This is a genomic window from Rhodanobacter fulvus Jip2 (assembly GCF_000264315.1).
GTDB classification, from domain to species: Bacteria; Pseudomonadota; Gammaproteobacteria; order Xanthomonadales; family Rhodanobacteraceae; genus Rhodanobacter; species Rhodanobacter fulvus.
The window spans coordinates 53,299-79,216 of sequence record NZ_AJXU01000065.1 but is presented as its reverse complement, the minus strand read 5'-3'; the positions used below and the strand labels follow the sequence as shown (position 1 = coordinate 79,216).

The 25,918-nt window shown below is 66.1% G+C and carries 19 protein-coding genes; 5 read left to right on the top strand and 14 right to left on the bottom strand.

The genetic code is table 11. The annotated features are described in order from the left end of the window. Positions 1 to 92: 92 nt before the first annotated feature. Positions 93 to 3,566 carry a hybrid sensor histidine kinase/response regulator gene (locus tag UU9_RS14310; protein WP_007082482.1) on the top strand — a complete coding sequence of 1,158 codons (3,474 nt, stop codon included), beginning with the start codon at positions 93 to 95 and terminating at the stop codon, positions 3,564 to 3,566. 73 nt (positions 3,567 to 3,639) lie between these two features. Here UU9_RS14310 and UU9_RS14305 read toward each other — a convergent pair whose 3' ends face one another. From UU9_RS14305 to acs, 4 genes are all read right to left on the bottom strand, one after another. Continuing rightward, entirely contained in the window at positions 3,640 to 5,103 is a 1,464-nt protein-coding gene (locus tag UU9_RS14305) for a glutamate synthase subunit beta (protein WP_007082481.1), read from the bottom strand. 18 nt (positions 5,104 to 5,121) lie between these two features. Then, entirely contained in the window at positions 5,122 to 9,822 is a 4,701-nt protein-coding gene (locus UU9_RS14300; protein ID WP_007082480.1) for a glutamate synthase-related protein, read from the bottom strand. Between the two features lie 169 nt (positions 9,823 to 9,991). Next, complete coding sequence (locus UU9_RS14295; RefSeq protein ID WP_007082479.1) at positions 9,992 to 10,663, bottom strand: response regulator transcription factor; 672 nt, start codon at positions 10,661 to 10,663, stop codon at positions 9,992 to 9,994. 105 nt (positions 10,664 to 10,768) lie between these two features. After that, positions 10,769 to 12,709 (bottom strand): acetate--CoA ligase, encoded by a 1,941-nt coding sequence (acs, locus tag UU9_RS14290; RefSeq protein ID WP_007082478.1) that lies wholly within the window; start codon positions 12,707 to 12,709, stop codon positions 10,769 to 10,771. A gap of 309 nt (positions 12,710 to 13,018) precedes the next feature. Between acs and UU9_RS14285 the strand changes: the two genes are divergently transcribed. Both UU9_RS14285 and UU9_RS14280 read left to right on the top strand, forming a co-directional pair. Next, entirely contained in the window at positions 13,019 to 14,377 is a 1,359-nt protein-coding gene (locus tag UU9_RS14285) for a DcaP family trimeric outer membrane transporter (protein ID WP_007082477.1), read from the top strand. A gap of 92 nt (positions 14,378 to 14,469) precedes the next feature. Further along, entirely contained in the window at positions 14,470 to 16,125 is a 1,656-nt protein-coding gene (locus tag UU9_RS14280; protein ID WP_007082476.1) for an MFS transporter, read from the top strand. Between the two features lie 68 nt (positions 16,126 to 16,193). Here UU9_RS14280 and UU9_RS14275 read toward each other — a convergent pair whose 3' ends face one another. Beyond that, entirely contained in the window at positions 16,194 to 16,454 is a 261-nt protein-coding gene (locus tag UU9_RS14275) for a GlsB/YeaQ/YmgE family stress response membrane protein (protein WP_007082475.1), read from the bottom strand. 162 nt (positions 16,455 to 16,616) lie between these two features. Here UU9_RS14275 and UU9_RS14270 point away from each other — a divergent pair, with 162 nt between their 5' ends. Next, positions 16,617 to 17,705, top strand: a complete 1,089-nt coding sequence (locus UU9_RS14270) for a PA0069 family radical SAM protein (protein WP_007082474.1) — start codon at positions 16,617 to 16,619, stop codon at positions 17,703 to 17,705. Positions 17,706 to 17,748: 43 nt separating this feature from the next. On the opposite strand, the gene UU9_RS14265 is transcribed toward UU9_RS14270, so the two are convergent. The 9 genes from UU9_RS14265 to UU9_RS18065 form a co-directional block, all read right to left on the bottom strand. After that, the gene (locus tag UU9_RS14265) at positions 17,749 to 18,420 is read right to left on the bottom strand and encodes a tetratricopeptide repeat protein (RefSeq protein WP_007082473.1); all 672 of its coding nucleotides are present in this window, start codon (positions 18,418 to 18,420) and stop codon (positions 17,749 to 17,751) included. Beyond that, a complete protein-coding gene (locus UU9_RS14260; RefSeq protein WP_007082472.1) occupies positions 18,414 to 18,842 on the bottom strand; it encodes a cytochrome c-type biogenesis protein in 429 nt (142 codons plus the stop codon). Before UU9_RS14260 ends, UU9_RS14265 begins: the two co-directional genes overlap by 7 nt. Then, positions 18,839 to 19,381 carry a DsbE family thiol:disulfide interchange protein gene (locus tag UU9_RS14255; RefSeq protein ID WP_007082471.1) on the bottom strand — a complete coding sequence of 181 codons (543 nt, stop codon included), beginning with the start codon at positions 19,379 to 19,381 and terminating at the stop codon, positions 18,839 to 18,841. The genes UU9_RS14260 and UU9_RS14255 overlap by 4 nt, the downstream gene beginning before the upstream one ends. Then, the gene (locus UU9_RS14250) at positions 19,378 to 21,351 is read right to left on the bottom strand and encodes a heme lyase CcmF/NrfE family subunit (RefSeq protein ID WP_007082470.1); all 1,974 of its coding nucleotides are present in this window, start codon (positions 21,349 to 21,351) and stop codon (positions 19,378 to 19,380) included. The genes UU9_RS14255 and UU9_RS14250 overlap by 4 nt, the downstream gene beginning before the upstream one ends. A 208-nt stretch (positions 21,352 to 21,559) precedes the next feature. After that, the gene (locus UU9_RS14245; protein WP_007082469.1) at positions 21,560 to 22,480 is read right to left on the bottom strand and encodes a multicopper oxidase domain-containing protein; all 921 of its coding nucleotides are present in this window, start codon (positions 22,478 to 22,480) and stop codon (positions 21,560 to 21,562) included. A 32-nt stretch (positions 22,481 to 22,512) separates the two neighbouring features. Next, entirely contained in the window at positions 22,513 to 22,884 is a 372-nt protein-coding gene (locus UU9_RS14240; RefSeq protein ID WP_007082468.1) for a c-type cytochrome, read from the bottom strand. Beyond that, on the bottom strand, positions 22,881 to 23,579 hold the full coding sequence (locus UU9_RS14235; RefSeq protein ID WP_040671099.1) for a c-type cytochrome: 699 nt from the start codon (positions 23,577 to 23,579) through the stop codon (positions 22,881 to 22,883). The genes UU9_RS14240 and UU9_RS14235 overlap by 4 nt, the downstream gene beginning before the upstream one ends. Before the next feature lie 18 nt (positions 23,580 to 23,597). Further along, positions 23,598 to 24,617 (bottom strand): multicopper oxidase domain-containing protein, encoded by a 1,020-nt coding sequence (locus UU9_RS14230; protein WP_040671096.1) that lies wholly within the window; start codon positions 24,615 to 24,617, stop codon positions 23,598 to 23,600. A 344-nt stretch (positions 24,618 to 24,961) separates the two neighbouring features. Beyond that, positions 24,962 to 25,309: a hypothetical protein gene (locus UU9_RS18065; RefSeq protein WP_156804307.1), complete on the bottom strand. Its 348-nt coding sequence runs from the start codon at positions 25,307 to 25,309 to the stop codon at positions 24,962 to 24,964. Positions 25,310 to 25,312: 3 nt separating this feature from the next. Here UU9_RS18065 and UU9_RS14225 point away from each other — a divergent pair, with 3 nt between their 5' ends. Beyond that, positions 25,313 to 25,915, top strand: coding sequence for an RrF2 family transcriptional regulator (locus UU9_RS14225; protein WP_083839000.1), 603 nt, complete (start codon positions 25,313 to 25,315; stop codon positions 25,913 to 25,915). Positions 25,916 to 25,918 lie beyond the last annotated feature (3 nt).

Here is a 25,918-nt window from a genome sequence, read left to right as displayed (position 1 = left end):
GCCACGGGTCGGTGCCGTCGGAGGTTTTTCGACGTCGACGCCGCACGCGAAACGTCATCGAGGCAGCATCGTTCGCTTGCCGGGAGAGGGGCTTGATACAGGGTTGGCTGCTGCTGCTGGTATCGCTCCTGTATGTGGGCGTGTTGTTCGTGGTTGCCTACGCGGGTGATCGCCGGCCGCTCTATCCGCGCCAGCCGAAACTGCGTCCCGTCATCTACAGCCTCGCGCTGGCGGTGTATTGCTCCTCGTGGACGTTCTACGGTGCGGTCGGAACGGCGGCGCGTGACGGCCTGGCCTACCTGCCGATCTACCTGGGACCGGTCTTGTTGTTCCTGTTCGGCTTCGGCTTGATGCAGCGGATCGTGCGCATCGTGGGCCAGCGCAACATCACTTCCATCGCCGACTTCATCGGCGCGCGGTTCGGCAAGTCCCATGGCCTGGCGGCGCTGGTGGCGGTCATCGCGGTGACTGCCGTGGTGCCGTACATCGCGCTGCAGTTCAAGGCCGTGGCCATGTCGTATGGCGTGCTCGGCGGGCATGCATCGGCGCCGCTGCCGGCGGATGGGGTAGACAGCGCGTTGTGGTGCGCGGCGCTGCTGGCGGTGTTCGCGATCCTGTTCGGTACGCGCAGCATCGATGCGACCGAGCACCATCACGGCATGATGCTGGCGATCGCGCTGGAGTCGTTGATCAAGCTGGTGGCCTTCGTGGCTTTGGCCGGTTACGCGCTGTGGCGTGGGCCGGGTCTGGTGGCCACGGTGCAGCTGCCGATGGACCAGCTCAGCCATGGGCTCTCGTCGGGCTTTCTGGCGCAGACCATGCTGGCGTTCTGCGCCATGTTCTGCCTGCCGCGCCAGTTCCAGATCGGCGTGGTGGAGTGCGAGGAGGTCGATGACCTGAAGCGCGCGCGCTGGATGGTGCCGATCTACCTGGCCATCATCAGCATGGCGGTGTTGCCCATCGTGGCGGCGGGCACGCACATGCCTCTTGTGCGCGATGGCGCCGCCGATGCGTGGGTGCTCACGCTGCCGCTGGCGTACGGGGACAGCGGCGTCGCCCTGCTGGCTTTCATCGGTGGATTCTCCGCGGCAACCGGCATGGTGATCGTGGCCTCGGTGGCACTGTCCACCATGATCAGCAACGACCTGGTGATGCCCGCGTTGTTGCGCATCCGCTGGCTGCGGCTGGAACAGCGCGATGACTTGTCGCAACTGGTGCTGGCCGTGCGGCGGGTGGCCATCGTGGCATTGGCGCTGATGGCCTACGTCTACTACCGGCTGGCGGCCAATGCGGAAAACCTGGCGGCTACCGGACTGCTGGCCTTCGCTGCGGTGGCGCAGTTCGCACCCGCGCTGATCGCTGCCCTGTACTGGCGCGGGGCCAGTCGCCGTGGCGTGGTTACCGGTTTGCTCAGTGGCTTCGCGGTCTGGGGCTACACCTTGCTGCTGCCGGCGCTGAGTCGTTCGGGTGCGTGGCTGCAGCATGGCCCGCTCGGCCTGGGCTGGCTGCGTCCGCAGGCGCTGTTCCAGCTCAGCGGCTGGGACCCGGTGATGCACGGCACGTTCTGGTCGTTGCTGGTGAACGTGGGTTGCCTGGTGTTCGTGTCACTGCGCTTTCGGCCCAGTCTGGAGGAGCGCCTGCACGCGGCGGTGTTCATCGATGCCGATCCGGCCGGGCGGGGTGGTCCGGGCGATTGGCGCGGCCGCGTGGTGGTGGGCGACCTGCGCACGATCGCCGAACGCATCGTGGGCGAGCGCAGCGCCCGGCGGGCGTTCGATGAATACGGGACGCGGCGCGAGCGGCCGCTGCTGGCGGGCGAGACGGCGGATCGGGCGTTGATCCAGTACACCGAGCGATTGCTGGCATCGGCGGTGGGCGCGGCCAACGCGCGGCGCATCCTGATCGGCGCCCTGTCCGGTAGCGGGCTGGACCTGGCCGAATCGATGGCGCTGATGGACGAGGCGTCGCAGGAGCTGCGCTTCAACCGCGAGCTGCTGTCGACCACGCTGGAGAACGTGTCGCAGGGAATCAGCGTGGTCGACGCGAACATGCGCCTGGTCGCCTGGAACCGCCGCTACCTGGAACTCTTCGACTACCCCGACGGCATGGTCCACGTGGGCGTTCCGGTGGCCGACCTGATCCGCCGCAACGCGGAGCTCGGCGAATGCGGCCCCGGCGAAGTGGACGGCCATGTGGCCAAACGCATCGACTACATGCGGGCCGGCTCGTCGCACCTGTTCCAGCGCATACGACCCGATGGCACGGTGATCGAGATGCGCGGGCGCGCGCTTCCGGGCGGCGGCTACGTCACCACGTATACCGATGTCACCGCCTACAAGCACGCCGAGCAAGCCTTGATCGAGGCCAACGAAACACTGGAATTGCGGGTGGAGCAGCGCACCGCGGAGCTGTCCGAATCGCTGGTCGCCACGGCGCATGCCCGCCGCGCGGCGGAAACGGCCAACATCTCCAAGACCCGCTTCCTGGCCGCGGCCAGCCACGATTTGCTGCAACCGCTGAACGCGGCGCGGCTGTTCACGTCGGCCCTGCGCCAGCATCCGGGGCTGGACGCCGAAGCCAGTCAGCTGGCCGAACGCATCGACGCCTCGTTCCGCTCCGCCGAAGACCTGCTCGATGCCCTGCTCGATACGTCGCGCCTGGACACCGGCAGCTACCGGCCCGAAGTGAGCGGCTTCGCGCTGGCGGAATTGTTCGAATCGCTGCAGGCGCAGTTCGCCGTGGTGGCCGAGCAACGTGGCCTGAAACTGCGGGTGGCGGCCACCCGCCTCGCCGTGCGCAGCGATCCGCAGCTGCTGCGGCGCGTGCTGCAGAACTTTCTCTCCAATGCCTTGCGCTACACGCGCCAGGGCGGCGTGCTGCTGGGTGCGCGGCGGGTGGGCGACGAGGTGCGGATCGAAGTGTGGGACTCGGGCCCCGGCATTGCGGCGGAGCAGCGGGCGCGCATCTTCGACGAGTTCCAGCGGCTGGAGCAGCCGTCACCGTGGGGCGAGAAAGGGTTGGGACTGGGCCTGTCGATCTGCGATCGCCTGGCCGGCATCCTCGGCCATCGCCTCGACCTGCATTCGCGCCTCGGCCATGGCAGCTGCTTCGCGGTCACCGTGCCGCGCAATGAACCGGTGGCGCCGCGGCGGCACAAGATCCTGCAGCGTGGGCCGGATGCACGACTGCCGTTGACCGTGCTGTGCCTGGACAACGACGAATCCATCCTCGATGGCATGCGCGCGCTGCTCGGCCGCTGGGGCGTGGATTGCCGCACCGCGGTGGACGTGGCGCAGGCGCGCATCGAGTTGCAACGCGGGCCGGTCGACCTGATCCTCGCCGACTACCATCTGGCCGACGATACCGATGGCTTGCAGGTATTGGAGCAATTGCGGGTCGAGTTTGCGCAGCTGCCGCCAGCCGCCATCATCACCGCCGATGGCAGTGTCGAGTTGAAACAGCGGGCGCGGGCGTTGGGTTATCCGCTGCTGCAAAAGCCGGTGAAACCGGCGGCGTTGCGGGCCTTGCTGGCATCGCCGTTGCGGCCGCAGGCCAGCGGCGACTGACAACGGGCGGGAGTTCGGCAGGTAATCACCACGCCGCGCGCCGGATGACGCGCGGCGTATCGCCGGTATCAGCTCAACGCGGCAGGGTCGACACGCCCATCAGGAATTCGTCCACGGCGTGAGCGCACTGGCGCCCCTCGCGGATCGCCCAGACCACCAGCGATTGCCCGCGACGCATGTCGCCGGCGGCAAACACCTTGTCGACGCTGGTGCGGTAGGAAGCGGCGCCGTCGGTGCTGGCCTTGGCATTGCCACGGGCGTCCTTGTCCACGCCGAACGCATCCAGCACCGCCTGCACGGGGGACACGAAGCCCATCGCCAGCAGCACCAGGTCAGCGGCAATCTCGAATTCGCTGCCGGCGACCTCGCCCATCTTGCCGTCCTTCCATTCCAGCCGTACGCCGGTGAGGCTCTTCACGTTGCCCTTGCCGTCGTCGTTGAAGCGTTTGGTGGCCACGGACCAGTCGCGCTGGCAACCTTCCTCATGCGAGGTCGAGGTGCGCAGGCGCAGCGGCCAGTACGGCCACACCAGTGGCTTGTTTTCCTGTGCGGGCGGTTGCGGCAGCAGCTCGAACTGGGTTACCGAAATCGCGCCCTGGCGGTTGGAGGTGCCCACGCAGTCGGAGCCGGTATCGCCGCCGCCGATCACCACGACTTTCCTGGCGGTGGCCAGCATCTGGTGCTTCAGCCGGTCACCGGCCACCACCTTGTTCTGCTGCGGCAGGAAATCCATCGCGAAATGGACACCCTTGAGCTCGCGCCCGGGCACCGGCAGATCGCGCGGGGTTTCGGAGCCGCCGGCGATGATCACCGCATCGAACTCGGCCTGCAATTGCTCGGGCGTAACCGCCTCGACCTTGCCGTAGCGGGCGGCGTCTGCCGCCGCACCCACGAAGACGCTGGTGCGGAACTGCACACCCTCGGCGCTCATCTGCTTCACGCGCCGATCGATATGGCTCTTTTCCAGCTTGAAATCGGGGATGCCGTAGCGCAGCAAGCCACCGACGCGGTCGTTCTTCTCGAACACGGTCACCGCGTGGCCCACCCGTGCCAACTGCTGCGCGGCGGCCAGGCCGGCCGGGCCGGAACCGACCACGGCGACTTTCCAGCCGGTCCTGACGGCGGCCGGCTGCGGCGTCACCCAGCCTTCCTCCCACGCCTTGTCGATGATCTTGTGCTCGATCGACTTGATGCCCACCGCGTCGCTGTTGATGTTCAGCGTGCAGGCGGCCTCGCACGGGGCGGGGCAGATGCGGCCGGTGAACTCGGGGAAGTTGTTGGTGGAATGCAGCACCTCGATCGCGTGCTTCCAGTCCTGCCGGTACACCAGGTCGTTGAAGTCCGGAATGATGTTGTTGACCGGGCAGCCGTGGTGACAGAACGGGGTGCCGCAATCCATGCAGCGCGCGCCCTGGATTTTCGCCTGCTCATCGGTCAGCTGCTGGGTGAATTCGCGCCAGTGCTTGACCCGCTGCACGGGTACCTCGGCGGTTTCCACCTGACGGGGGTATTCGAGAAAGCCAGTGATCTTGCCCATTGTCTATTCCTTCGCGGCTCAGGCCGTGGCCTTCTCGGTGGATGCCAGTACGGCGCGCTGGTGCAGTTCGGAAAGTGCGCGGCGGTATTCGGCCGGCATCACCTTGACGAAACGCGAGCGCGCGGCCGGCCAGTCGTGCAGGATCTCCTTGGCGCGGAAGCTGCCGGTGTAGCGGAAATGCGCCTCCACCAGCCGCCGCACGATCGCCTCGTCGGTTTCGGTGGCGCCGCCGCGCGAGGCGGCATGCCACAACTCGCGCGGGATGCGCAGTTCCTGCTCCACGCCCGACAGCAGCGGCTCGATGCCGACCATCGCCAGGTTGCATTTGTGCTCGAAGACGCCGTCGGGGTCGTAGACGTAGGCCACGCCACCGGACATGCCGGCGGCGAAGTTGCGGCCGGTATCGCCCAGCACCACCACGGTGCCGCCGGTCATGTATTCGCAGCCGTGGTCGCCCACGCCCTCGACCACCGCGGTGCTGCCCGAATTGCGCACCGCGAAGCGTTCGCCGGCCACGCCGTTGAAATACGCCTCGCCTTCGGTGGCGCCGTACAGCACGGTGTTGCCCACGATGATGTGCTCGGGGCCGAAGCCGTGGAAGTCGTTCGGCGAGCGAACGACGATGCGGCCGCCGGACAGGCCCTTGCCCACGTAGTCGTTGGCTTCGCCGACCAGGTCCAGGGTGATGCCGCGGGCCAGGAACGCGCCGAAGCTTTGCCCGCCGACACCGTCCAGCTGGATGTGGATGGTGTCGTCCGGCAAGCCGACGTGGCCGTAGCGACGCGCTACCTCACCGGACAGCATGGTGCCGACGGTGCGATTGACGTTGCGCACGCTGACGATGAAGCTGGTCTTTTCGCCATGCTCCAGCGCCGGCCGCGCCTTGTCGATCAGGGTGTGGTCGAGCGCCTTGCCGGTGGCGCGATCCAGGCCGTGATCCTGCTCGGCGACATGGCGCACGGCCACGTCCGCGGGAACGTCCGGGCGATGGAACACGCGACTGAAGTCCAGTCCACCGGCCTTCCAGTGCGCGATGCTCTGGCGCGTGTCGAGCAGGTCGGCACGACCGACCAGGTCCTCGAAGCGGCGGATGCCCAGTTGCGCCATCAGCGCGCGGGCTTCCTCGGCGACGAAGAAGAAGTAATTCACCACGTGCTCGGGCTTGCCCGAGAACTTCTTGCGCAGCACCGGGTCCTGCGTGGCCACGCCGACCGGGCAGGTGTTGAGGTGGCATTTGCGCATCATGATGCAGCCTTCCACCACCAGCGGCGCGGTGGCGAAGCCGAACTCGTCGGCGCCCAGCAGCGCACCGATCACCACGTCGCGGCCGGTCTTCATCTGGCCGTCGGCCTGCACGCGGATGCGTCCGCGCAGGTGGTTCAGCACCAGCGTCTGCTGGGTTTCGGCCAGGCCCAGTTCCCACGGCGTGCCGGCGTGCTTGATCGACGACCACGGCGAAGCGCCGGTGCCGCCGTCGTGGCCGGCGATCACCACATGGTCGGCCTTGCACTTGGCCACGCCCGCAGCCACCGTGCCCACGCCCACTTCGGACACCAGCTTCACCGAGATCGACGCCTGCGGGTTGCAGTTCTTCAGGTCGTGGATGAGCTGGGCCAGGTCCTCGATGGAGTAGATGTCGTGATGCGGCGGCGGCGAGATCAGCCCGACGCCCGGCACCGAGAAGCGCAGCTGCGCGATGTAGTCGGACACCTTGTGGCCCGGCAGCTGGCCGCCTTCACCCGGCTTGGCGCCCTGCGAGATCTTGATCTGGATCTGGTCGGCGGACATCAGGTAGGCGGCGGTGACGCCGAAGCGGCCCGAGGCCACCTGCTTGATGCGCGAACGCAGCGAATCGCCATCCTGCAGCACCAGGTCGCGCTCGATGTGCGCCGCGCCGAGCAGGCCGGCAACGGTGTCGCCCTGCTTGATCGCGATGCCGCGTTGTTCGTTCTGGTAGCGCGCCTCGTCCTCACCGCCTTCGCCGGTGTTGGACTTGCCGCCGATACGGTTCATCGCGATCGCCAGCGTGGTGTGCGCCTCGGTGGAGATCGAGCCCAGCGACATCGCGCCGGTGACGAAGCGCTTGACGATTTCCTTCGCCGGCTCGACCTCGTCCAGCGGGATCGCCGCGGCCGGATCGATGCGGAACTCGAACAGCCCGCGCAGCGTCATGTGGCGCTTGGACTGGTCGTTGATGAGCTGCGCGTACTCCTTGTACGTCTGGCCGTTGTTGGAACGCGTGGCGTGCTGCAGCTTGGCCACCACGTCCGGCGTCCACATGTGCTCGTCGCCGCGCACGCGCCAGGCGTACTCACCGCCCGGGTCCAGTCGGTCGGCCAGCACCGGATCGTCGCTGTAGGCAGCGGCGTGTGTGCGCAGGGCTTCCTCGGCCACTTCGAACAGGCCGATGCCCTCGATGTTCGAGGTGGTGCCGGTGAAGTACTTGTCGATCAGCTCGCGGTTCAGGCCCACCGCCTCGAAGATCTGCGCGCCGGTGTAGGACATGTAGGTGGAGATGCCCATCTTGGACATCACCTTCTGCAAGCCCTTGTTGATCGCCTTGATGTAGTTGGTGATCGCCTTTTCGGGCTTCACCTCGCCGCTGGCGCAAGCGTGCACCAGGGTTTCCATCGCCAGGTACGGGTGGATCGCTTCGGCGCCGTAGCCGGCCAGCAGGGCGAAGTGGTGCACTTCGCGCGCCGAGCCGGTTTCCACCACCAGGCCGGTGCTGGTGCGCAGGCCCATCGTCACCAGGTGCTGGTGCACGGCGGAGGTGGCCAGCAGCGCCGGGATGGCCACGCGCTCGCGGCTGGCGCCGCGGTCGGAGACGATCAGGATGTTGTGGCCAAGGCGGATCGCGTCGGTGGCCTGGGCGCACAGCGACGCCAGCCGCGCCTCGATGCCGGCCTTGCCCCATGCCGCGGGGTAGGTGATGTCCAGCTCGAAGCTGCGGAACTTGCCCTTGGAGTAGCGCTCGATGTCGCGGATCTTGGCCATCTCGGCGAAGTCCAGCACCGGCTGCGATACCTCAAGCCGCAACGGCGGGTTGATGTTGTTGATGTCCAGCAGGTTCGGCTTCGGGCCGATGAAGGACACCAGCGACATCACCATCTGCTCGCGGATCGGGTCGATCGACGGGTTGGTGACCTGCGCGAACAGCTGGCGGAAGTACTGGTACAGCGACTTGTTCTTGTCCGACAGCACGGCCAGCGGCGAGTCGTTGCCCATCGCGCCGATCGCTTCCTCGCCCGCCTGCGCCATCGGCAGCAGCTGGAACTTCAGGTCTTCCTGCGAGTAGCCGAACGCCTGCTGGCGATCCAGCAGGGTCTCGCTGGAGCGTGGCTCCGTGCGCGCGGCCGGCAGGTCGTCCAGCTTGATGCGGATGTGTTCGATCCACTGCTTGTACGGCTTGGCGTTGGCCAGCTGGTCCTTCAGTTCCTTGTCGTCGATGATGCGGCCCGCTTCCATGTCGATCAGCAGCATCTTGCCCGGCTGCAACCGCCACTTCTTCACGATGCGCGATTCGGGCACCGGCAGCACACCGGCCTCGGAGGCCAGGATCACCAGGTCGTCGTCGGTGATCACGTAGCGGGCCGGGCGCAAGCCGTTGCGGTCCAGCGTGGCGCCCACTTGGCGGCCGTCGGTGAAGGCGATCGCGGCGGGGCCGTCCCACGGCTCCATCATCGCGGCGTGGTACTCGTAGAACGCGCGGCGGTTGTCGTCCATCAGCGTGTGACGTTCCCAGGCCTCGGGAATCATCATCATCATCGCCTGCGACAGCGGGTAGCCGCCCATCGTCAGCAGTTCGAGGCAGTTGTCGAACGACGCCGTGTCGGACTGACCCGGGTAGATCAGCGGCCACAGCTTCTGCAGGTCGTCGCCCAGCACGGGCGAGGAGATCGCGCCGGTGCGGGCATTGATCCAGTTGACGTTGCCCTTGACCGTGTTGATCTCGCCGTTGTGGGCGATCATGCGGTACGGGTGGGCCAGCTCCCATGCGGGGAAGGTGTTGGTGGAGAAGCGCTGGTGCACCATCGCCAGCGCCGACACCGTGCGCGGGTCGGCCAGGTCGAGGTAGTACTGGCCCACCTGGCCGGCCAGCAGCAGGCCCTTGTAGACGACCGTGCGGGTCGACATCGAGGGCACGAAGTATTCCTGGCCGTGCTTGAGGTGCAGCGCGCGGATGGCGTGGCTGGAGGTCTTGCGGATCACGTAGAGCTTCCGCTCCAACGCGTCGGGCACCATGATGTCCGGTCCGCGACCGATGAAGATCTGGCGGATCACCGGCTCGCGCGCCTTTACCGCGGGCGACATCGGCATCGAATCGTCCACGCGCACGTCGCGCCAGCCCAGCACCACCTGACCCTCGGCGTGCACGGTGCGCTCAAGCTCCTGCTCGCAGGCCAGCCGGGAGGCATGTTCCTTGGGCAGGAACACCATGCCCACGCCGTACTCGCCCGGGGGCGGCAGCACAACGCCCTGCGCCGCCATTTCCTCGCGGTAGAAACCGTCGGGGATCTGGATCAGGATACCGGCGCCATCGCCCATCAACGGGTCGGCGCCGACGGCGCCGCGGTGGTCGAGGTTGCGCAGGATCATCAACCCCTGCTGGACGATTTCGTGCGTTTTCCGACCCTTGATATGGGCGACGAAACCCACGCCACAGGCGTCATGTTCATTGCTTGGGTCGTAGAGACCCTGTGCGCGCGGTTGTTCCATTTGTCGATCCCGGAAAAAGGGGAGTATCGACTATAGTGCGCTGCAACAAAAAAGCAAGAAAAATCAAATAGCCGTATATGAGGCTGAACCGGAAGCGCCGATCATCCCGGAAAACGGGCCAAACGACCGTACGAATTTCCGGCGTTGCGGGCGTTGGCACCGCGGCCGCTCAGCCGGTGCCGTCCGGCAGCGGCGGCAGGCTTTGCTGATCCACCGCCAGATGGCTGGCGACCAATGCCACCTGGGTGCGGTTGCCGACCCCCAGCTTGCGCATGATCGCGGTCATGTGCGCCTTCACCGTGGCTTCGGAGACGCCCAGCTCCCAGGCGATCTGCTTGTTCAGCAGGCCCTCGGCGATCATCGTCATCACCCGGAACTGCTGCGGGGTCAACGTCGCCACCTGGGCGGCGACGGCGGCTTCGTCCGCTGGCAGTTCGGCCGCGGCGCCCACCAGCGTCGGCGGCAGCCAGACGTCGCCATCGAGCACGGCGCGGATCGCCGCCACGATGTCTTCGCCGGGGCTGGACTTGGGGATGTAAGCGGACGCGCCGTGACCCAGTGCGCGGCGCGCCACCTGCGGTTCCTCATGACCGGAGACCACGATGGTCGGCAGGCCCGGATACTGGCCGCGGATATGCGCCAGCGCGGAATAGCCGCGGGCACCGGGCATGTGCAGGTCCAGCAGCAACAGGTCCGCATCGGGTAACCGCTCGATCAGCGCCAGCAAGGCATGCACGCTGTCGGCCGCATGCACCTGCGCCTGCGGCACCGCCGTCAATACCGCCCGCTGCAACGCATCGCGAAACAGCGGGTGGTCATCGGCGATCAGGATGTCGGTCATTTGCCGGGAATCGGGAGTGGGGAATCGGGAATGGTAAAAAGCGGGCTTGCGGGGACGCGCGTGATTGCGCACCGATTCCCCATTCCCGATTCCCCACTCCCGGCGCTACTTGATCAACCGCTCGTCCACCAGGTTCTGCACCACGCCGGGGTCGGCCAGGGTGGTGATGTCGCCCAGCTGGTCGGGTTTGTTCTCGCCGATCTTGCGCAGGATGCGGCGCATGATCTTGCCGGAGCGGGTCTTGGGCAGGCCCGGGGCCCATTGCAGGTAATCGGGCGTGGCGATGGGGCCGATTTCCTTGCGCACCCAGGCCACCAGTTCCTTGCGCAGGTCGTCGCTGCCGGTTTCGCCGACCACCAGGGTGACGTAGGCGTAGATGCCCTGGCCCTTGATGTCGTGCGGGCAGCCGACCACGGCGGCCTCGGCCACCTTCGGGTGGGACACCAGCGCGCTTTCCACCTCGGCGGTGCCGAGGCGATGGCCTGACACGTTGATCACGTCATCGACGCGGCCGGTGATCCAGTAGTAGCCGTCCTCGTCGCGGCGCACGCCGTCGCCCGAGAAGTAGTTGCCGGGATAGGCGCTGAAATAGGTGTCGATGAAGCGCTGGTGGTCGCCGTAGATGGTGCGCACCTGGCCGGGCCATGAGGTGGTGATCAGCAGGTTGCCCTCGGCTTCGCCTTCCAGCACCTTGCCGTCGGCATCGACGATGGCGGGGGTGATGCCGAAGAACGGTCGCGTGGCGGAGCCGGGCTTGGTGGCGATGGCGCCGGGCAGCGGCGAGATCATGATGCCGCCGGTTTCGGTCTGCCACCAGGTGTCCACGATGGGGCAGCGGTTCTCGCCGACCACGCGGTTGTACCACTCCCAGGCCTCGGGGTTGATCGGTTCGCCGACCGAGCCCAGCACGCGCAGCGACTTGCGCGAGGTCTTCTTCACCGGCTCCTCGCCCTCGCGCATCAGCGCGCGGATGGCGGTGGGCGCGGTGTAGAAGATGCTGACCTTGTGCTTGTCGACCACCTGCCAGAAACGGCTGTAGTCGGGATAGTTGGGCACGCCTTCGAACATCACCGTGGTGGCGCCGTTGCACAGCGGGCCGTACACCACGTAGCTGTGGCCGGTGACCCAGCCCACGTCGGCGGTGCACCAGTAGACGTCATCCTCGCGCAGGTCGAACACCAGCTCGTGTGTGTAGCTGATGTAGACCAGGTAGCCGCCAGTGGTGTGCAGCACGCCCTTGGGCTTGCCGGTGGAGCCGGAGGTGTACAGCACGAACAACGGGTGCTCGGCCTCGACCGGGGTGGGTGCGCACTCGGTGGACTGGCCCTCCATCAGCGTGTGGTACCAGCGGTCGCGCGGCGACTGCATGTTGATCGGGCCGCCGGTGTGGCGCACCACGATCACGGTTTCCACGCTGCTGGTACCGGGGCGTTCCAGCGCGGCGTCCACGTTGACCTTCAGCGGGATGTGCTTGCCGGCGCGCAGGCCTTCGTCGGCGGTGATCACCACCTTGGCTTTCGAGTCGACGATGCGGCCGGCCAGCGAATCGGGCGAGAAGCCGCCGAACACCACCGAGTGGATCGCGCCGATGCGGGCGCAGGCCAGCATCGCCACGGCCGCCTCCGGAATCATCGGCAGGTAGATCGCGATGCGGTCGCCCTTGACCACGCCGAGGTTTTTCAGCGTGTTGGCGAACTTGCACACTTCGGCATGCAGTTCGCGGTAGGTGATGCGGCGCGAGTCCTTCGGGTCGTCGCCCTCGAAGATGATCGCCACCTTGTCGCCGCGCTTTTCCAGCTGGCGGTCGAGGCAGTTGGCGCTGACGTTGAGCTGGCCGTCCTCGTACCAGCGGATGTGCAGGTCGGACGGGTCGAACGAGACATCCTTGATCTTCGTCGGTGGCTTGATCCAGTCCAAGCGCTGGCCGATGCGCTTCCAGAACCCTTCCGGGTCCTTGATCGATTCGTCGTAAAGGCGCGCGTAATCGTCCGCGCTGACGCGCGCCGCCGCGGCGAATTCGGGGTTGACCGGATAAAGCTTGGACATGGCTGGCCTCCTGCTGGCCGCCGCATGGGCGGCATCGATGAATGGATGGCGTGGTGGCGTCGACGCCACCTGACGATCGAGTGTAGCCCCATCGCCGAGAGGCGGCAGGCGGCCGCGCGCATCGACTTTGGTCGAATAGCGACCAAAGGCGAATAGCGCCGCGCGTCGCAGCATGGCCATGCTGGAAACGCCGGGATTGGGGAGACGGGATTCGGGATTCGCCGACCCCGGATCCCGGCAAGCCTCCAGTCCACGATGAGTTGCCCATCGAGAGAGTCCTTCCATCGAACCCTTCGGGGAGACGCATGCATGAGAACCGCTTACCGTCATTCCGCGCTCCCCTTGGCCATGGCGTGCGCGTTGGTGCTTCCCCTGGCCGGCCACGCCCAGGACGCCACCCGCGAACAACAGCTCGAGCAGCGCGTGGCGCAGCTGGAGCAGCAGTTGAACGAGCTGAAGAGCCTGGTACAGGCGCAGGCCGCGCAGACGCGCGCCCCGGCCGCGGTCCCGGCGAAGACAGTCGCCGCCGCTCCCGCCGCGCACGAAGTGGTGCTGACCACACCCGGCAACGCGTATGCCAACACCAAGGTGAAGATCGGCGGCTTCATCAAGACCGATTTCATGTCCACCCATACGGACGGCTATCCGGGTGACCAGAACGCGGCGCGCGACCTGTACCTGCCCGGCGCCACGCCGATCGGCGGCAAGTCGGCCAGCTACAGCGACATGCACGCCAAGTTCTCGCGCATCGGCGTGGGCGTGGACAGCCTCACCGACGGCGGCGACAAGGTCGGCGCCTTCCTGGAGTGGGATTTCTTCGGCAATTCGCTGGGCAACGAGAACGCCAGCAACGGCTACGGACTCACCCTGCGCCACGCCTACCTGTACTGGAACAACTGGCTGGCCGGCCAGACCTGGACCAACTTCATGGACCCGAACGCGCTGCCCGAGGCGGTCGACTTCATCGGCGTCACCGACGGCACCGTGTTCGTGCGCCAGGCCCAGTTGCGCTACACCAGTGGCGGTTTCGCGGTGGCGCTGGAAAACCCGCACACCACGGTCACGCCCTACCAGGGCGGCAGCGCGCAGCTTTCGCCCGACCACAACGTGATGCCCGACCTCACCGCGCGCTACACCTGGAAGGGCGACTGGGGCTTCTTCGGCGTGGCCGGCCTGCTGCGCCAGCTGCGCACCGATGGCCGCAACGATGCGTTGCCCAGCGGCACCAGCACCGCCACTGCCGGCGGTGTCAGCGTGATGGGCAAGGCCGTGCTCGGCAGCAACGATGACTTGCGCTACAGCGCCACCGTGGGCAAGGGCATCGGCCGCTACGTGGGGCTGGCCAACTTCGCCGCCGACGGCATGCTCAATGCCGCCAGCGACATCGAGACACGCCGGGTATGGGCCGCGTATCTGGCCTGGCACCACGCGTTCGACGACCGCCTGCGGATGAACCTGATGGTGGCGCGCAACGGCATCGACAACGACGTGGCGCTGACCGGCCCGGCGGCCAACCGGCACACCGAAAGCGCGCACGTGAACCTGCTCTATTCGCCCCTGCCCAAGGTGGATCTCGGCGCGGAATACGCCTGGGGTCGCCGCGTGCTGGAGAACAACAACTCGGGCAAGCTGCAGCGGCTGCAGTTCACCGCCAAATACTCGTTCTGACCGGCGCCGGTTCGCCGGCGCGCCACTGGCTTTGAACCGATGGCCGCCCCCCGCGAGGGAGGGCGGCGATCCATTACCAAGGGGAGTACAGCATGGCAACCACTGCGATTGACGGGCGTCCCGCGCTCGACGTCAGCCACAAGCGGGTGATCCTGGCATCCAGCCTGGGTACCGTGTTCGAGTGGTACGACTTTTATCTGTACGGTTCGTTGGCCGTCATCATCGGCCACCAGTTCTTCTCCGGTCTCAACGAGGCCAGCCAGCTGGTGTTCGCCCTGCTGGCCTTCGCCGCCGGCTTCGCGGTGCGCCCGTTCGGCGCGCTGGTGTTCGGCCGCGTGGGCGACCTCGTCGGCCGCAAATACACCTTCCTGATCACCATCGTGATCATGGGCCTGTCCACCTTCTTCGTGGGCCTGCTGCCCAGTTACGGCTCGATCGGCGTGGCCGCACCGGTGATCCTGATCCTGCTGCGCATGCTGCAGGGCCTGGCGCTGGGCGGCGAATACGGCGGCGCCGCCACCTACGTGGCCGAGCATGCGCCGCCGGGGAAACGCGGCCTGTACACCAGCTTCATCCAGATCACCGCCACCTTCGGCCTGTTCCTGTCGCTGCTGGTGATTCTGGGCTGCAAGTGGCTGCTGGGTGACAAGTTCGACGACTGGGGCTGGCGCGTGCCGTTCCTGTTGTCGTCGCTGCTGCTGATCGTGTCGGTCTACATCCGCCTGCAACTGGCCGAGTCGCCGGTGTTCCAGCAGATGAAGAACGAAGGCAAGACGTCGAAGGCGCCGCTGACCGAATCGTTCGCCCGCTGGGGCAACCTCAAGCTGGTGCTGCTGGCGCTGTTCGGCGCCACCGCCGGCCAGGCCGTGGTGTGGTACTGCGGCCAGTTCTACGCGATGTATTTCCTTGGCAGCACGCTGAGGATCGACGCCACCACCACGCAATTGCTGATTGCCGCGGCGTTGTTGATCGGCACGCCGTTCTTCGTGGTGTTCGGCTGGCTGTCGGACAAGATCGGGCGCAAACCGGTGGTGCTGGCCGGCTGCCTGCTGGCGGCGCTGACTTACTTCCCGATCTTCCAGGGCCTCACCCACTTCGGCAACCCGGCGATCGAGGCGGCCAGTGCCAGCGCACCGATCACGGTGGTGGCCGATCCGGCCGACTGCCATCTGCAGATCAACCTCACCGGTACCTCGGTGTTCACCAGCTCGTGCGACATCGCCAAGAGCACGCTGGCCAAGCGCGGCGTGCCGTACACCAATGAGGCGGCGCCGGCCGGCTCGGTGGCCAGGGTGACGGTGGGCGGCGCGTCGGTCGATTCGTTCGATGGCTCCGCGTTGCCCAAGGCGGAGTTCGCCGCCCAGTCCAAGGCGTTCGGTGCCAGCCTCGGTGGCGTGCTGGATCAGGCCGGCTATCCGGCCAAGGCCGCACCGGCCAACAGCAACTATCCGATGCTGATCCTGCTGCTGTTCCTGCTGGTGCTGTACGTCACCATGGTCTACGGCCCCATCGCCGCATGGCTGGTGGAGATGTTCCCCACCAGGATCCGCTACACCTCGATGAGCCTGCCGTACCACATCGGCAACGGCTGGTTCGGCGGCTTCCTGCCCTCGGTGTCGTTCGGCATCGTGGCGCTCACCGGCAACATTTACTCCGGCCTGTGGTACCCGGTGGTGATCGCGATGATGACCTTCGTCATCGGCCTGTTCTTCGTGCGTGAAACCAAGGATGTCGACATCACCGCCTGAGCGGTTTGCCGACGGCCACAAAAAAACGCAGCGGCGCGAGCCGCTGCGTTTTCTTTTGCGCCCATCGGTCAGGCGCGCTTGATCAATCCGATGATCACCAGCAACACGATCGCGCCGATCATCGCGTACACGATGCTGGTGACGATCGGGCTGCCCAGGCTGAAACCCACGCCCAGCGCCGGCAGCAGCCAGCCGGCCAGAAACGCGCCGATGATGCCGACCACGATATTGCCCAGCAGGCCGAAGCCGAAACCGCGCACGATCAGCCCGGCCAGCCAGCCGGCGATCGCACCAATGACAAGAAAAATGATCAATCCAGTGGCAGTCATCACGAACTCCTTGATCAGACGAGGCGTTGGATAGCGCGCGGCGCCCCGGAGCCGCGCCCGCCAAGAATCCGTGCCCGGGTGTATAGCCGCTGTGAGTACGTCCGCCGCCGCAGGACGTGGCCCTTCGCATGCGCTGAGACGCCGCCGCGGCACACTGCGCCGATGAACGTTCCGCCTGATCGCCGCGCACTCAAGGGCCGCGGCGCCGCCTCCAATCCCGAAGGTCGCTTCGAGAACATCCGCCACCAGGCGGAGGACGACGGCTGGCCGCGCGAACTGCTGGACGAGGAGACGCCGCGCCCGCGCACCGAAGTCACCGAGGAACGCGCCCGCAGCGTGATCAGCCGCAACGATTCGCCCGACATCGGCTTCAGCCAGGCGATCAACCCGTACCGCGGATGCGAGCACGGTTGCATCTATTGTTTTGCGCGGCCGTCGCACAGCTACCTCAACCTGTCGCCGGGCCTCGATTTCGAAACCCGGTTGCGCGCCAAAAGCAATCTTGCCGAGGTGTTGCGCGGCGAGCTGGCCAAGCCGGGCTACGTGGTCAGCCCGATCAACATCGGCAGCAACACCGACCCGTACCAGCCGGTGGAAAAACGCTGGCGGCTGACCCGCGCCGCGCTGGAGCTGCTGGCCGAATGCCACCACCCCTGCACCATCGTCACCAAGAACGCGCTGGTGGAACGCGACCTGGACATCCTGGCGCCGATGGCGCGCGAGGGGCTGGTGCGGGTGCTGGTCTCGGTCAATTCACTGGACAACCGCCTGGCCGCCAAACTCGAACCACGCGCCAGCGCCCCGCACCGCCGCATCCAGGCGATCGGCGCGCTGCACGCCGCCGGCGTGCCGGTGGGCGTCCTGGTGGCGCCGATCATCCCCGCTCTCAACGATCGCGACATGGAAGCCGTGCTGGCGCAGGCCGCGGCGGCGGGCGCCAGCAGCGCCGGCTACACCACCGTGCGCCTGCCGTGGGAACTGAAAACCCTGTTCCGCGAATGGCTGGCCCTGCACGTGCCGCAACGCGCCGAACACGTGATGAGCCTGGTGCGGCAGATGAACGGCGACCGCGACTACGACAGCGATTTCTCCACCCGCATGCACGGCCAGGGCGTGTTCGCCGACCTGCTGCGCACACGCTTCACCGTCGCCTGCCGCAAACACGGCCTGACTCGCGCCCACGACCTGAAACTCGATACCTCGCGCTTCGTGCCGCCACGCAAGGCGTCGCCGCAGGGGGAGTTGTTTTGAGGGCCGGGATTGGGGATTCGTAAACCTGCGGGCGGCACCGCGTTCATGGCCGGGCGCCGGCCATGCGCGACTCGGCGTCGGCAATCTGGGTTGCAATGGCGTCGGCAATGCTGGAGTCCGCCGGAAGCACCGCCAGCAGCTGCTTCCAGCGCGTCGCCGCCTCGGCAAAACGTTCATCCTGGTAATCGGCGATGCCCAGCAGAAGCAGGCCGTGCTGGTGCCGGGGGTTGAGGCTTACCGCGCGTTCGAGCAACGCCAGCGTCGGCTTGTCGAGCCGGTGGTCGACATTTTTCGCTGCCATCGCTTCGGCATAGGCCACCATGACGTCAGGGTCGTCCGGCGCCATTTTCAGGGCGTGACCGAATGCCTCCAGCGCGACATCCGGTTGCTGCATGGTGGCGGCGGCGCGACCCAGCAGCAGCCAGGGCGGGAGTGCATCGGGTTGCTCCAGCGCCTCGGCGCGCAGCTGTGCAAGCGTGCTGTCGACGTCGCTGGGAGCCGCGTAGGCCGATCGATCCAGCGCGGCGGGCGTACCGAGCATGGCGTACAGCCCCAGCGCGCCGGTGGGGAGCACGATGGCGATGGCCACGACCCAGCCGAGCGTCCCATGCGAATCGCCGACGTCCCGCTTTTTTCGCACCATCGGGAAAACGAGGGCGGCCGTCGTGACGACCACCATGACGGCCGCCGTGGCCATGAAAGCGAGGTTCACCATGGTTCCTCCTGTCGCGCCTGGGTTCGGGATGGGATGCGGCCGCGATCCGTGGCAATCAGTGCGGCCGCGGTCAGCAACAGCAGCAGGATCGGTCCCAGCCAGAGCAGCAACGTGCCGCGTCGGAAGGGTGGGTCGTACAGCACGAAGTCGGAATAGCGCTCGGTCAGGTAGTGCTTGATCTGCGCATCGCTCTTGCCCACCTGCATCAGTGCGAACACCGCGTGTCGCAGGTCGCGCGCCAACTCGGCATTGGAATCAGCAAGGCTCTCGTTCTGGCACACCATGCAGCGCAGCTGTTTCGTCAGGTGCTGGAAACGCACCTCCTCGACCCGGCTCTTGAACGGCAGGGGATCGATCGCCTGGGCGCTGGCCCAGCCGCTGACCGCGAACAAGGCAAGCAGGCACCACAGCAGGCGCGTCATGGCGCCTCCCTGCGCAACGCGGCGATCGCCGGCGCGAGTTCGGTGGCGATCAGCTCGGCGGTAAACGGGCCGATGTGCTTGTAGCGGATCACGCCGCCGGCATCGACGAGGAAGCTCTCCGGCGCGCCATACACGCCAAAGTCGATCGCGGTACGGCCACTGCGGTCGGTGATGACCTGGTCGTACGGATTGCCATGTCGCGCCAGCCACGCCTTGGCTTCGCTCGGGTCATCCTTGTAGTTGTAGCCGATCAGCGGGATGCCGAGCTTGCGGCCCGCCGTCATCAGCACCGGATGCTCCTCGCCGCAAGCGATGCACCAGCTGGCGAACACGTTGACGAGATAGGGGCGGCCCAGCATCGAGGTCTTGTCGAGGCTCTGGCCGGGGTGGTCCAGCCGGGGCAGCACGAACGCCGGCGCCGGCTTGTCGATCAGCGGCGAAGGCACCTCGTGCGGGTCGTGATGGCTGTTCCACCGGATGCCAAAACCGAACAGCGCGGTGAGCAGGGCGAAGCCCGGCAGCGGCAGCGTGCGCATCATGCGAGCGACTCCCCAACTGCCGGCGTCGTCACGACCGCCGCCACGGTGCGTGGATGGCGCAGGCGGCGGTCGGCGGCGGCCACGAAGCCGCCCAGCATCATGAACAGCCCGCCGAACCAGATCCAGCGGATGAACGGTTTCTGGTACAGCCGTAGCGTCCAGGCGCCGGCGACATCCCCGCCTGGCATCGGTTCGCCCAGCGCGACATAAAGATCGCCCCGCCAGCCCGCGTTGATGGCCGACTCGGTCTGCACCTGACCGCGCGCGTAGACCCGCTTTTGCGGGTGCATCACGGTCACGACGTCGCTGCCCTCGAGGATCGTGACCGCACCCTGTTCGGCGTGCCAGTTCGGGCCATCGACGCCGTGCACGCCATCGAAGCGGAAGGTGTAGCTGCCGATCGTCTGCGTCTCCCCGGGCGCCATGCGCACGTCGCGCGTGATGCCCAGCGGTTCGGACAGCAGCACGCCGATCAGGAACACGCCCACGCCCAGATGCGCCAGCAGCATGCCGGCCATTTCGGCCGGGTAGTGGCTGCCGCGCGGCACCGCGCGGCAGCGCTTCAGCGCGAACAGCACGGTGCCGGTGCCGATCCAGACGGCCGCGGCCACGCCGGCGATCGCCTTCAGCTGCCCGTCCACCAGCACCCACATGACCAGCGCGCAGCTGACCGCGCCGATCGCGGCGCGGCCGGCGACGCGCGCGAGCGCGCCCTTGTCACCGCGGCCCCAATGCAGGTGCGGCCCGAACGGCAACAGCAACACCACCGGCAGCATCAGCAGTGGGAACAGGAAACCGAAATACGGCGCGCCCACCGACACCTTGCCCAGTTGCAGCGCGTCGCTGAGCAACGGAAACAGCGTGCCCAGCAACACCATCCCCGCCGCACTGGCAAACATCAGGTTGGCAACCAGGATGGCGGTCTCGCGCGACACCACCGCGAAAGGCTTCCCCTGGCCGATCATTTTCGGCGAGCGCACCGCGTAGAGCAGCAACGAGCCGCCCACCACGATCCCCAGGAAGATCAGGATGAACACGCCGCGGCGCGGATCGGAGGCGAACGCATGCACCGAGGTCAGCACACCCGAGCGCACCAGGAAGGTGCCCAGCAGGCTCAGCGAGAACGCGAAGATCGACAGCAGAATCGTCCAGGCGCGAAACGAGCCGCGTTTCTCGGTGATCGCCTGGGCATGGATCAGTGCCACGCCGATCAACCACGGCATGAAGCTGGCGTTTTCCACCGGGTCCCAGAACCACCAGCCGCCCCAGCCCAGCTCCGCATACGCCCACCAGCTGCCGGCCACGATGCCGCCGGTGAGAAAGCCCCACGCCGCATTCGTCCACGGCCGCGCCCAGCGCACCCAGGCCTGTTCCAGCTCACCGCCGAGCAGGGCGGCGATCGAGAATGCGAAGGCCACCGAAAAACCGACATAGCCCATGTACAGCACCGGCGGATGCAAGGTCATGCCGGGGTCCTGCAACACCGGGTTCAGATCCGCGCCGTTGCCCGGCATCGGCAGCAGCCGCGCGAACGGGTTGGAGGTGAACACGATGAAGGCAAGGAAACCGACCGCCACCAGGCCGAGCACACCCAGCACGCGCGCGGCGAACGCCGGTGGCAGTTGCCGACTGAAGATGGCCAGCGCCACCGTCCACAGGTTGAGGATCAGGATCCACAGCAGCAACGATCCCTCGTGCGCGCCCCACACCGCGGCAACGCGGTAATACCACGGCAGGGCGAGGTTGGAGTTGTCGGCCACGTAGGTAATCGAGAAATCGAACGTGAGAAAGCCGTAGGTGAGGATGAAAAAAGCCGCGGCGACAAAAACCGCCTGTCCCGCGGCCGCCGGCCGCGCCACCGCCATCAACGACGGACTGCCGCGCCAGGCGCCGACGATCGGTACGACGCCCTGCACGGCGGCAAGCAGCAAGGCAAGAATCAGGCTGAATTGACCCAGTTCGGGCATCATCGGAAGGTATCCGGTTCGGCGGCGTTGCGGCGTTGTTTCCGGGCGTGGGCCTGGGCCATGGGATGGATGCATCGCCGTGGCCGGGCCACGACAAGAAAGAAGGGGTGTGTTGTGCAGCGTGGCAACGCGGTGTTGTCGTCCGTCGTCCGCGTGGGCAACGAAGGTAGCCCGGAGGCCGGCGGTGCCGGCCTCCGGACCAGCCATCGCCTCAGCGCACGATGATGTTGTCGCCGTGGCCCATGGCCGGGTCGGCATCATTGGTGAACTGCAACACGGCGATCGCACCCGTCAGTGCCTGGCGCAACGAGTGGGAGACGATCGCGTTGGCGCCTTCCTTCGGTGACCGGATATCGAAGGTTGCCGCGTCGCCAGGTCCGACCACGTACGACTGCATGCCATGCAGCACGTTCTTCGGGTTGCCGCTGGGGTAGACCGACTCCCAGATGCCGGCGATCGGGTGGAACGACGAGAACTCGTTCGGCCCCGCATTCACGAAGTAGATGCGCACCAGTTCGCCCGGCTTGGCCTGCAGCATCTTGCTGGCCGCCTCGTCGTGCACCGGGTCGTAGCGGAACGGGATGCCGTTGAAGACGACATGGCTCCACTTGTTGGCCATCATCTCCGGCACGTTTTCCGGGTTGGGGTACTGCTCGGACTGCACCAGCACGTACTCGCGATCGGCCTTCGGCATCGTGCTGTCCTTCGGCTCGACCAGGATGGCGCCGTACATGCCGCGCGCCACGTGCTGGATCATCGGGTCGGCACCGCAGTGATAGAAGAACACCCCCGGGTGCTTGGCCACGAAGGTGTACTTGCCGACCGAGCCGGGGCTGACCGGCTCGAAGTCGGTCAATACGTCTTCCTGCGACGCATGCATGTCGATCGAGTGCGAGTTGTGGTTGGCCTTGTCGTTGATCAGGGTGACGTTGACGGTATCGCCTTCGGTGACCCGTACCAGCGGCCCGGGAACTTGCCCGTCGAACGTCCACGTGGTGGCCATCGTGCCCTTGTTGTCGATGGGCAGGCTCACCTCTTTGGCGGTCAGGGTGATGTCGACCGTCTTGGCCTGCAGGCTGCCGGCGGCAACCAGGGCGAGGGTGAGGGCGTAGCTGAGATGCTTCAGTTTCATGGGGTAGCCTTTTGCTGCATTGCTGGGTGAGTTCACTTGCTGCCACTCTTGCTGACGACGCGCAGGTAGCTGACCAGGCCGTCGATTTCCGCGTCGCTGAGCACACCGTCCCAGCGCGGCATCAAGACCGACTTGTTCACGGCGCCGCCGCCGCTCTTGATGGCTTTGCGCAGCTCCTCATCGGGCGTGTCGCCCATGCCCTTGGTGTCGGTGTGGTCGCGCGGCTTGACCGCCATGGCCGTGCTGTTGATGCCGTTGCCGTCGCGATTGGCGCCGTGGCATTGCGCGCAGTAGGTGTCGTAGACCCTGGCGCTGCGGGTCGTGGCATCGTCGGCGTATGCCGGGAAGGTGGACAGGCCGGCCAGCGACAGGACGCCGGTGAGGCATAGCATGCGAATGTTCATTGGGCCTCCGTGTGCTTCAGGGTCAACAGGTATCCCGTCAACTTCTGTACGTCGGCATCGGTCAGGCCGAGCGTCGGCATCCAGATGTGCGGATCGAACTTCTGCGGGTTGTTGATGTAGGCCACCATGAAATCCGGCTGCAGCCGGCTGCCGGCGTCGCCGAGCTCCGGCCCGGAGCGGCCACCGTCGCCGCCCTTTGCGCTATGGCAGGACGAACAGCCGCGCAGCTTGGAAAACAGCATCTTGGCCATCGGGCCGGGTGATCCGTTCTTGAACGCACCCTTCTGCACCAGGTTCAGATCGGCACCGAGCTTCATCAGCGCGTCGGCCGCCGCGGCCGAATCGGCCTTGCCGAGCTTCACGTGCGGCGTGAGCTTGCCGGTGTCGATGGTGTCGGCGGTCTTGTCCGCCGAGGCCTTGATCGCCTTGGCATACATGACGCCACCGGGCCGGATGGTGGTCGGGTTCTGCAGCCATGCCTCCAGCCACTCGCGATTGAACTTCACGCCCGCGTAATAGAGGTCAGGACCCTTGCGCTCCCATAGCCGGTCGAGGCTGGCGTCCGCCGGTTTGGTCAGTGCATGACACGATGAACATTGCTGCTGAAGAACATCCGCTCCGCCCGCTGCCATGGCGGTATCCGCCATGCCGAGGCCAGCCAGCAACGCAAGAAAAACAACTGATAGTGATCGCATGTGATTCAACCTCCCTGGTTACTCGATGACCTTGCCGTGGAATACGTCGGCGTTGTAGAAGCCGGGACCTTTCTTCAGTGATTCTTCGTAATAGAAGTTCGGCACAAACTTGTGGTCGCCGAGCTCATACCAGGGGTCGTTGGGAATACCCTCGTACTCGATGACGGTCATGATTCCGCCCATCGGCTGGTTGCCGTTGACCGTGTGGCTTTCGATATGGTCGTGGACCATCCAGCGACCCGGGTTGTCCGCCTTGAAAATCAGGTCGTAGCGTTCTCCCGGGCCGATAAGCACGGTGTCCGCCACGATCGGGCTTTTCAGCGGCTGGCCATCCTTGAATGCGATCAGGAAATCGTGGCCGTGGATGTGGATGCTGTGCACCTTGTCACCGGTGCCGATCAGGCGGATACGCACCACGTCGCCTTCCTTGATGCGAATCGGCTGCACTTCCGGGTACGATTTCCCGTTGATGGTGAAATAATCGGGCTGGTCGGTGGGGAGGCCGCCGGAACCGGGTTTATCGGCCCATTTGGAGTCCCACTCGGACAACATCAGGATGAAGTCCTTGGTGACGGTCTTTTCCAGGGCCGTCGGGTGTTTCGGTCGAATGATCAACGGACCCCACATGCCGCGCAGGTCCACGTGCTCGTTGGTGTTGACGTGGCAGTGGTACCAGAGCGTCCCGGCCGGCTCGGCCTTGAAGTGATAGGTGAAGCTTTCACCCGGCTTGATCGCCTCCTGCGTCACGCCCGGTACACCATCCATCTTCCAGTTGTTTTTCTGGAAAAGGCCATGCCAGTGGATGGTGTGATTCATTGCGGTCAGGTTGTTCACGACAACGGTTATGTCGTCGCCTTCGTCGGCATAGATAAGCGGTGCCGGCACCTGTCCGTTGAATGCGAACGTGTGGTACTTCTGGTTATTGACCAGGGTGATTTCCGTGTCCTGGATATTCATCTCGAAACTTCGACTTGCGGCAACCGCTGAGTCGGTAATGGCAAGAGCCATCATGGCCATTGCGACGATCAGGCATTTCACGTGGTGGTTTCCTTTCGGGCGGTGGAAGAATTTTTGGCGCAGGCTTCCTCCGCAAGGACGAAATGCGCCCATGCGTGCAGAGGTAGTTGCGTTATTTCCCTTGCGATGACTTGGTCATCGCGATGCGATGCCGGCTAGCCGGAAAGCTCGCTGGTACCGAGGTCCCGTTTCCATGAATGGCCTTGCAGGCGCAAGGATGGATTCAGGATTTCAGGGTGCGCGGGAGAGTGCGACGTGATCACCGGGCGCGGCATGCCCGCAGTCCGGCAACCCTGCTTTTTCACGGGCATTCGGTACGGCGGTGGAGAGGCTGTCATCACGGGTCTTCGGGCCTGGCTGCGACATCATGCACATAAGATGTATGTGTAATACATCTTATGTGCATGCGCCTTTGTTGGCAAGGAAAAAAGGCGGAAAACAGCGGTTGCATTGATCGATGTCAGCGCCGGCATCACCACGCATGATCGAGAGCGGCCTTTTATCCATGCCCGCCGGATGCCGCTGCGACAATGTGTACGGAAACCTCCGTCCCGCGCCGTTGTCCATTCACGGTCGCCATGCGGGGCGGCGGCTACAATCCGGAGATCGGCATTGCGAACGGTGGCGGTGCGGACCACGATGGTGCCAATGCAGTTCATCGCGTTCCGGCAGACGCGGTACCGGTTCAATTCGTCGAGGGCAGTGAAGGGCATGCAATGCGTCTGACCACATACACGGACTTCTGCCTCCGGGTGCTGATCTTTGTTGCCGTGCGGCCGGATCCGCTGCCAACCATCGCGCAGATCGCCGAGAGCTACGACATTTCCAAGAACCACCTCATGAAGGTGGTCCATGAACTGGGCCAGGCCGGCTACCTGGCCACCACCCGGGGCAAGGGCGGTGGGCTGCGGCTGGCGCGCCCGGCGGAGTCGATACTGCTGGGGGAGCTGATCCGTCGTACGGAGCCCGACATGGCGACGGCACCCTGCATGGACCCGGTCAAGGCCGATTGCGTGATCGTTTCCGCCTGCAGGCTCAGGAAGGCCATGCATGAAGCCAGGGTGGCGTTCTTCACCGTGCTGGACAGCTATACCCTGGCGGACCTGGCGCAGAACCAGGGCGTCTTGAACGAACTGCTTTCGGGATTCGCGGTCGATGAGCCGGCGCGTGGGCGTCGCTTGCCCGCGAAGCCGGTGGCCAAGGTTGCGCGCAAACCGGCGCTGGGTACCGCGCGCAAACCCGCCGTGGCCCCGGCGCGCAAGTCGGCGGTGGCCGCGGCGCGCAAGCCCGGGCCCAAGGCGAAGCGCGGCGCGTCCTGAATC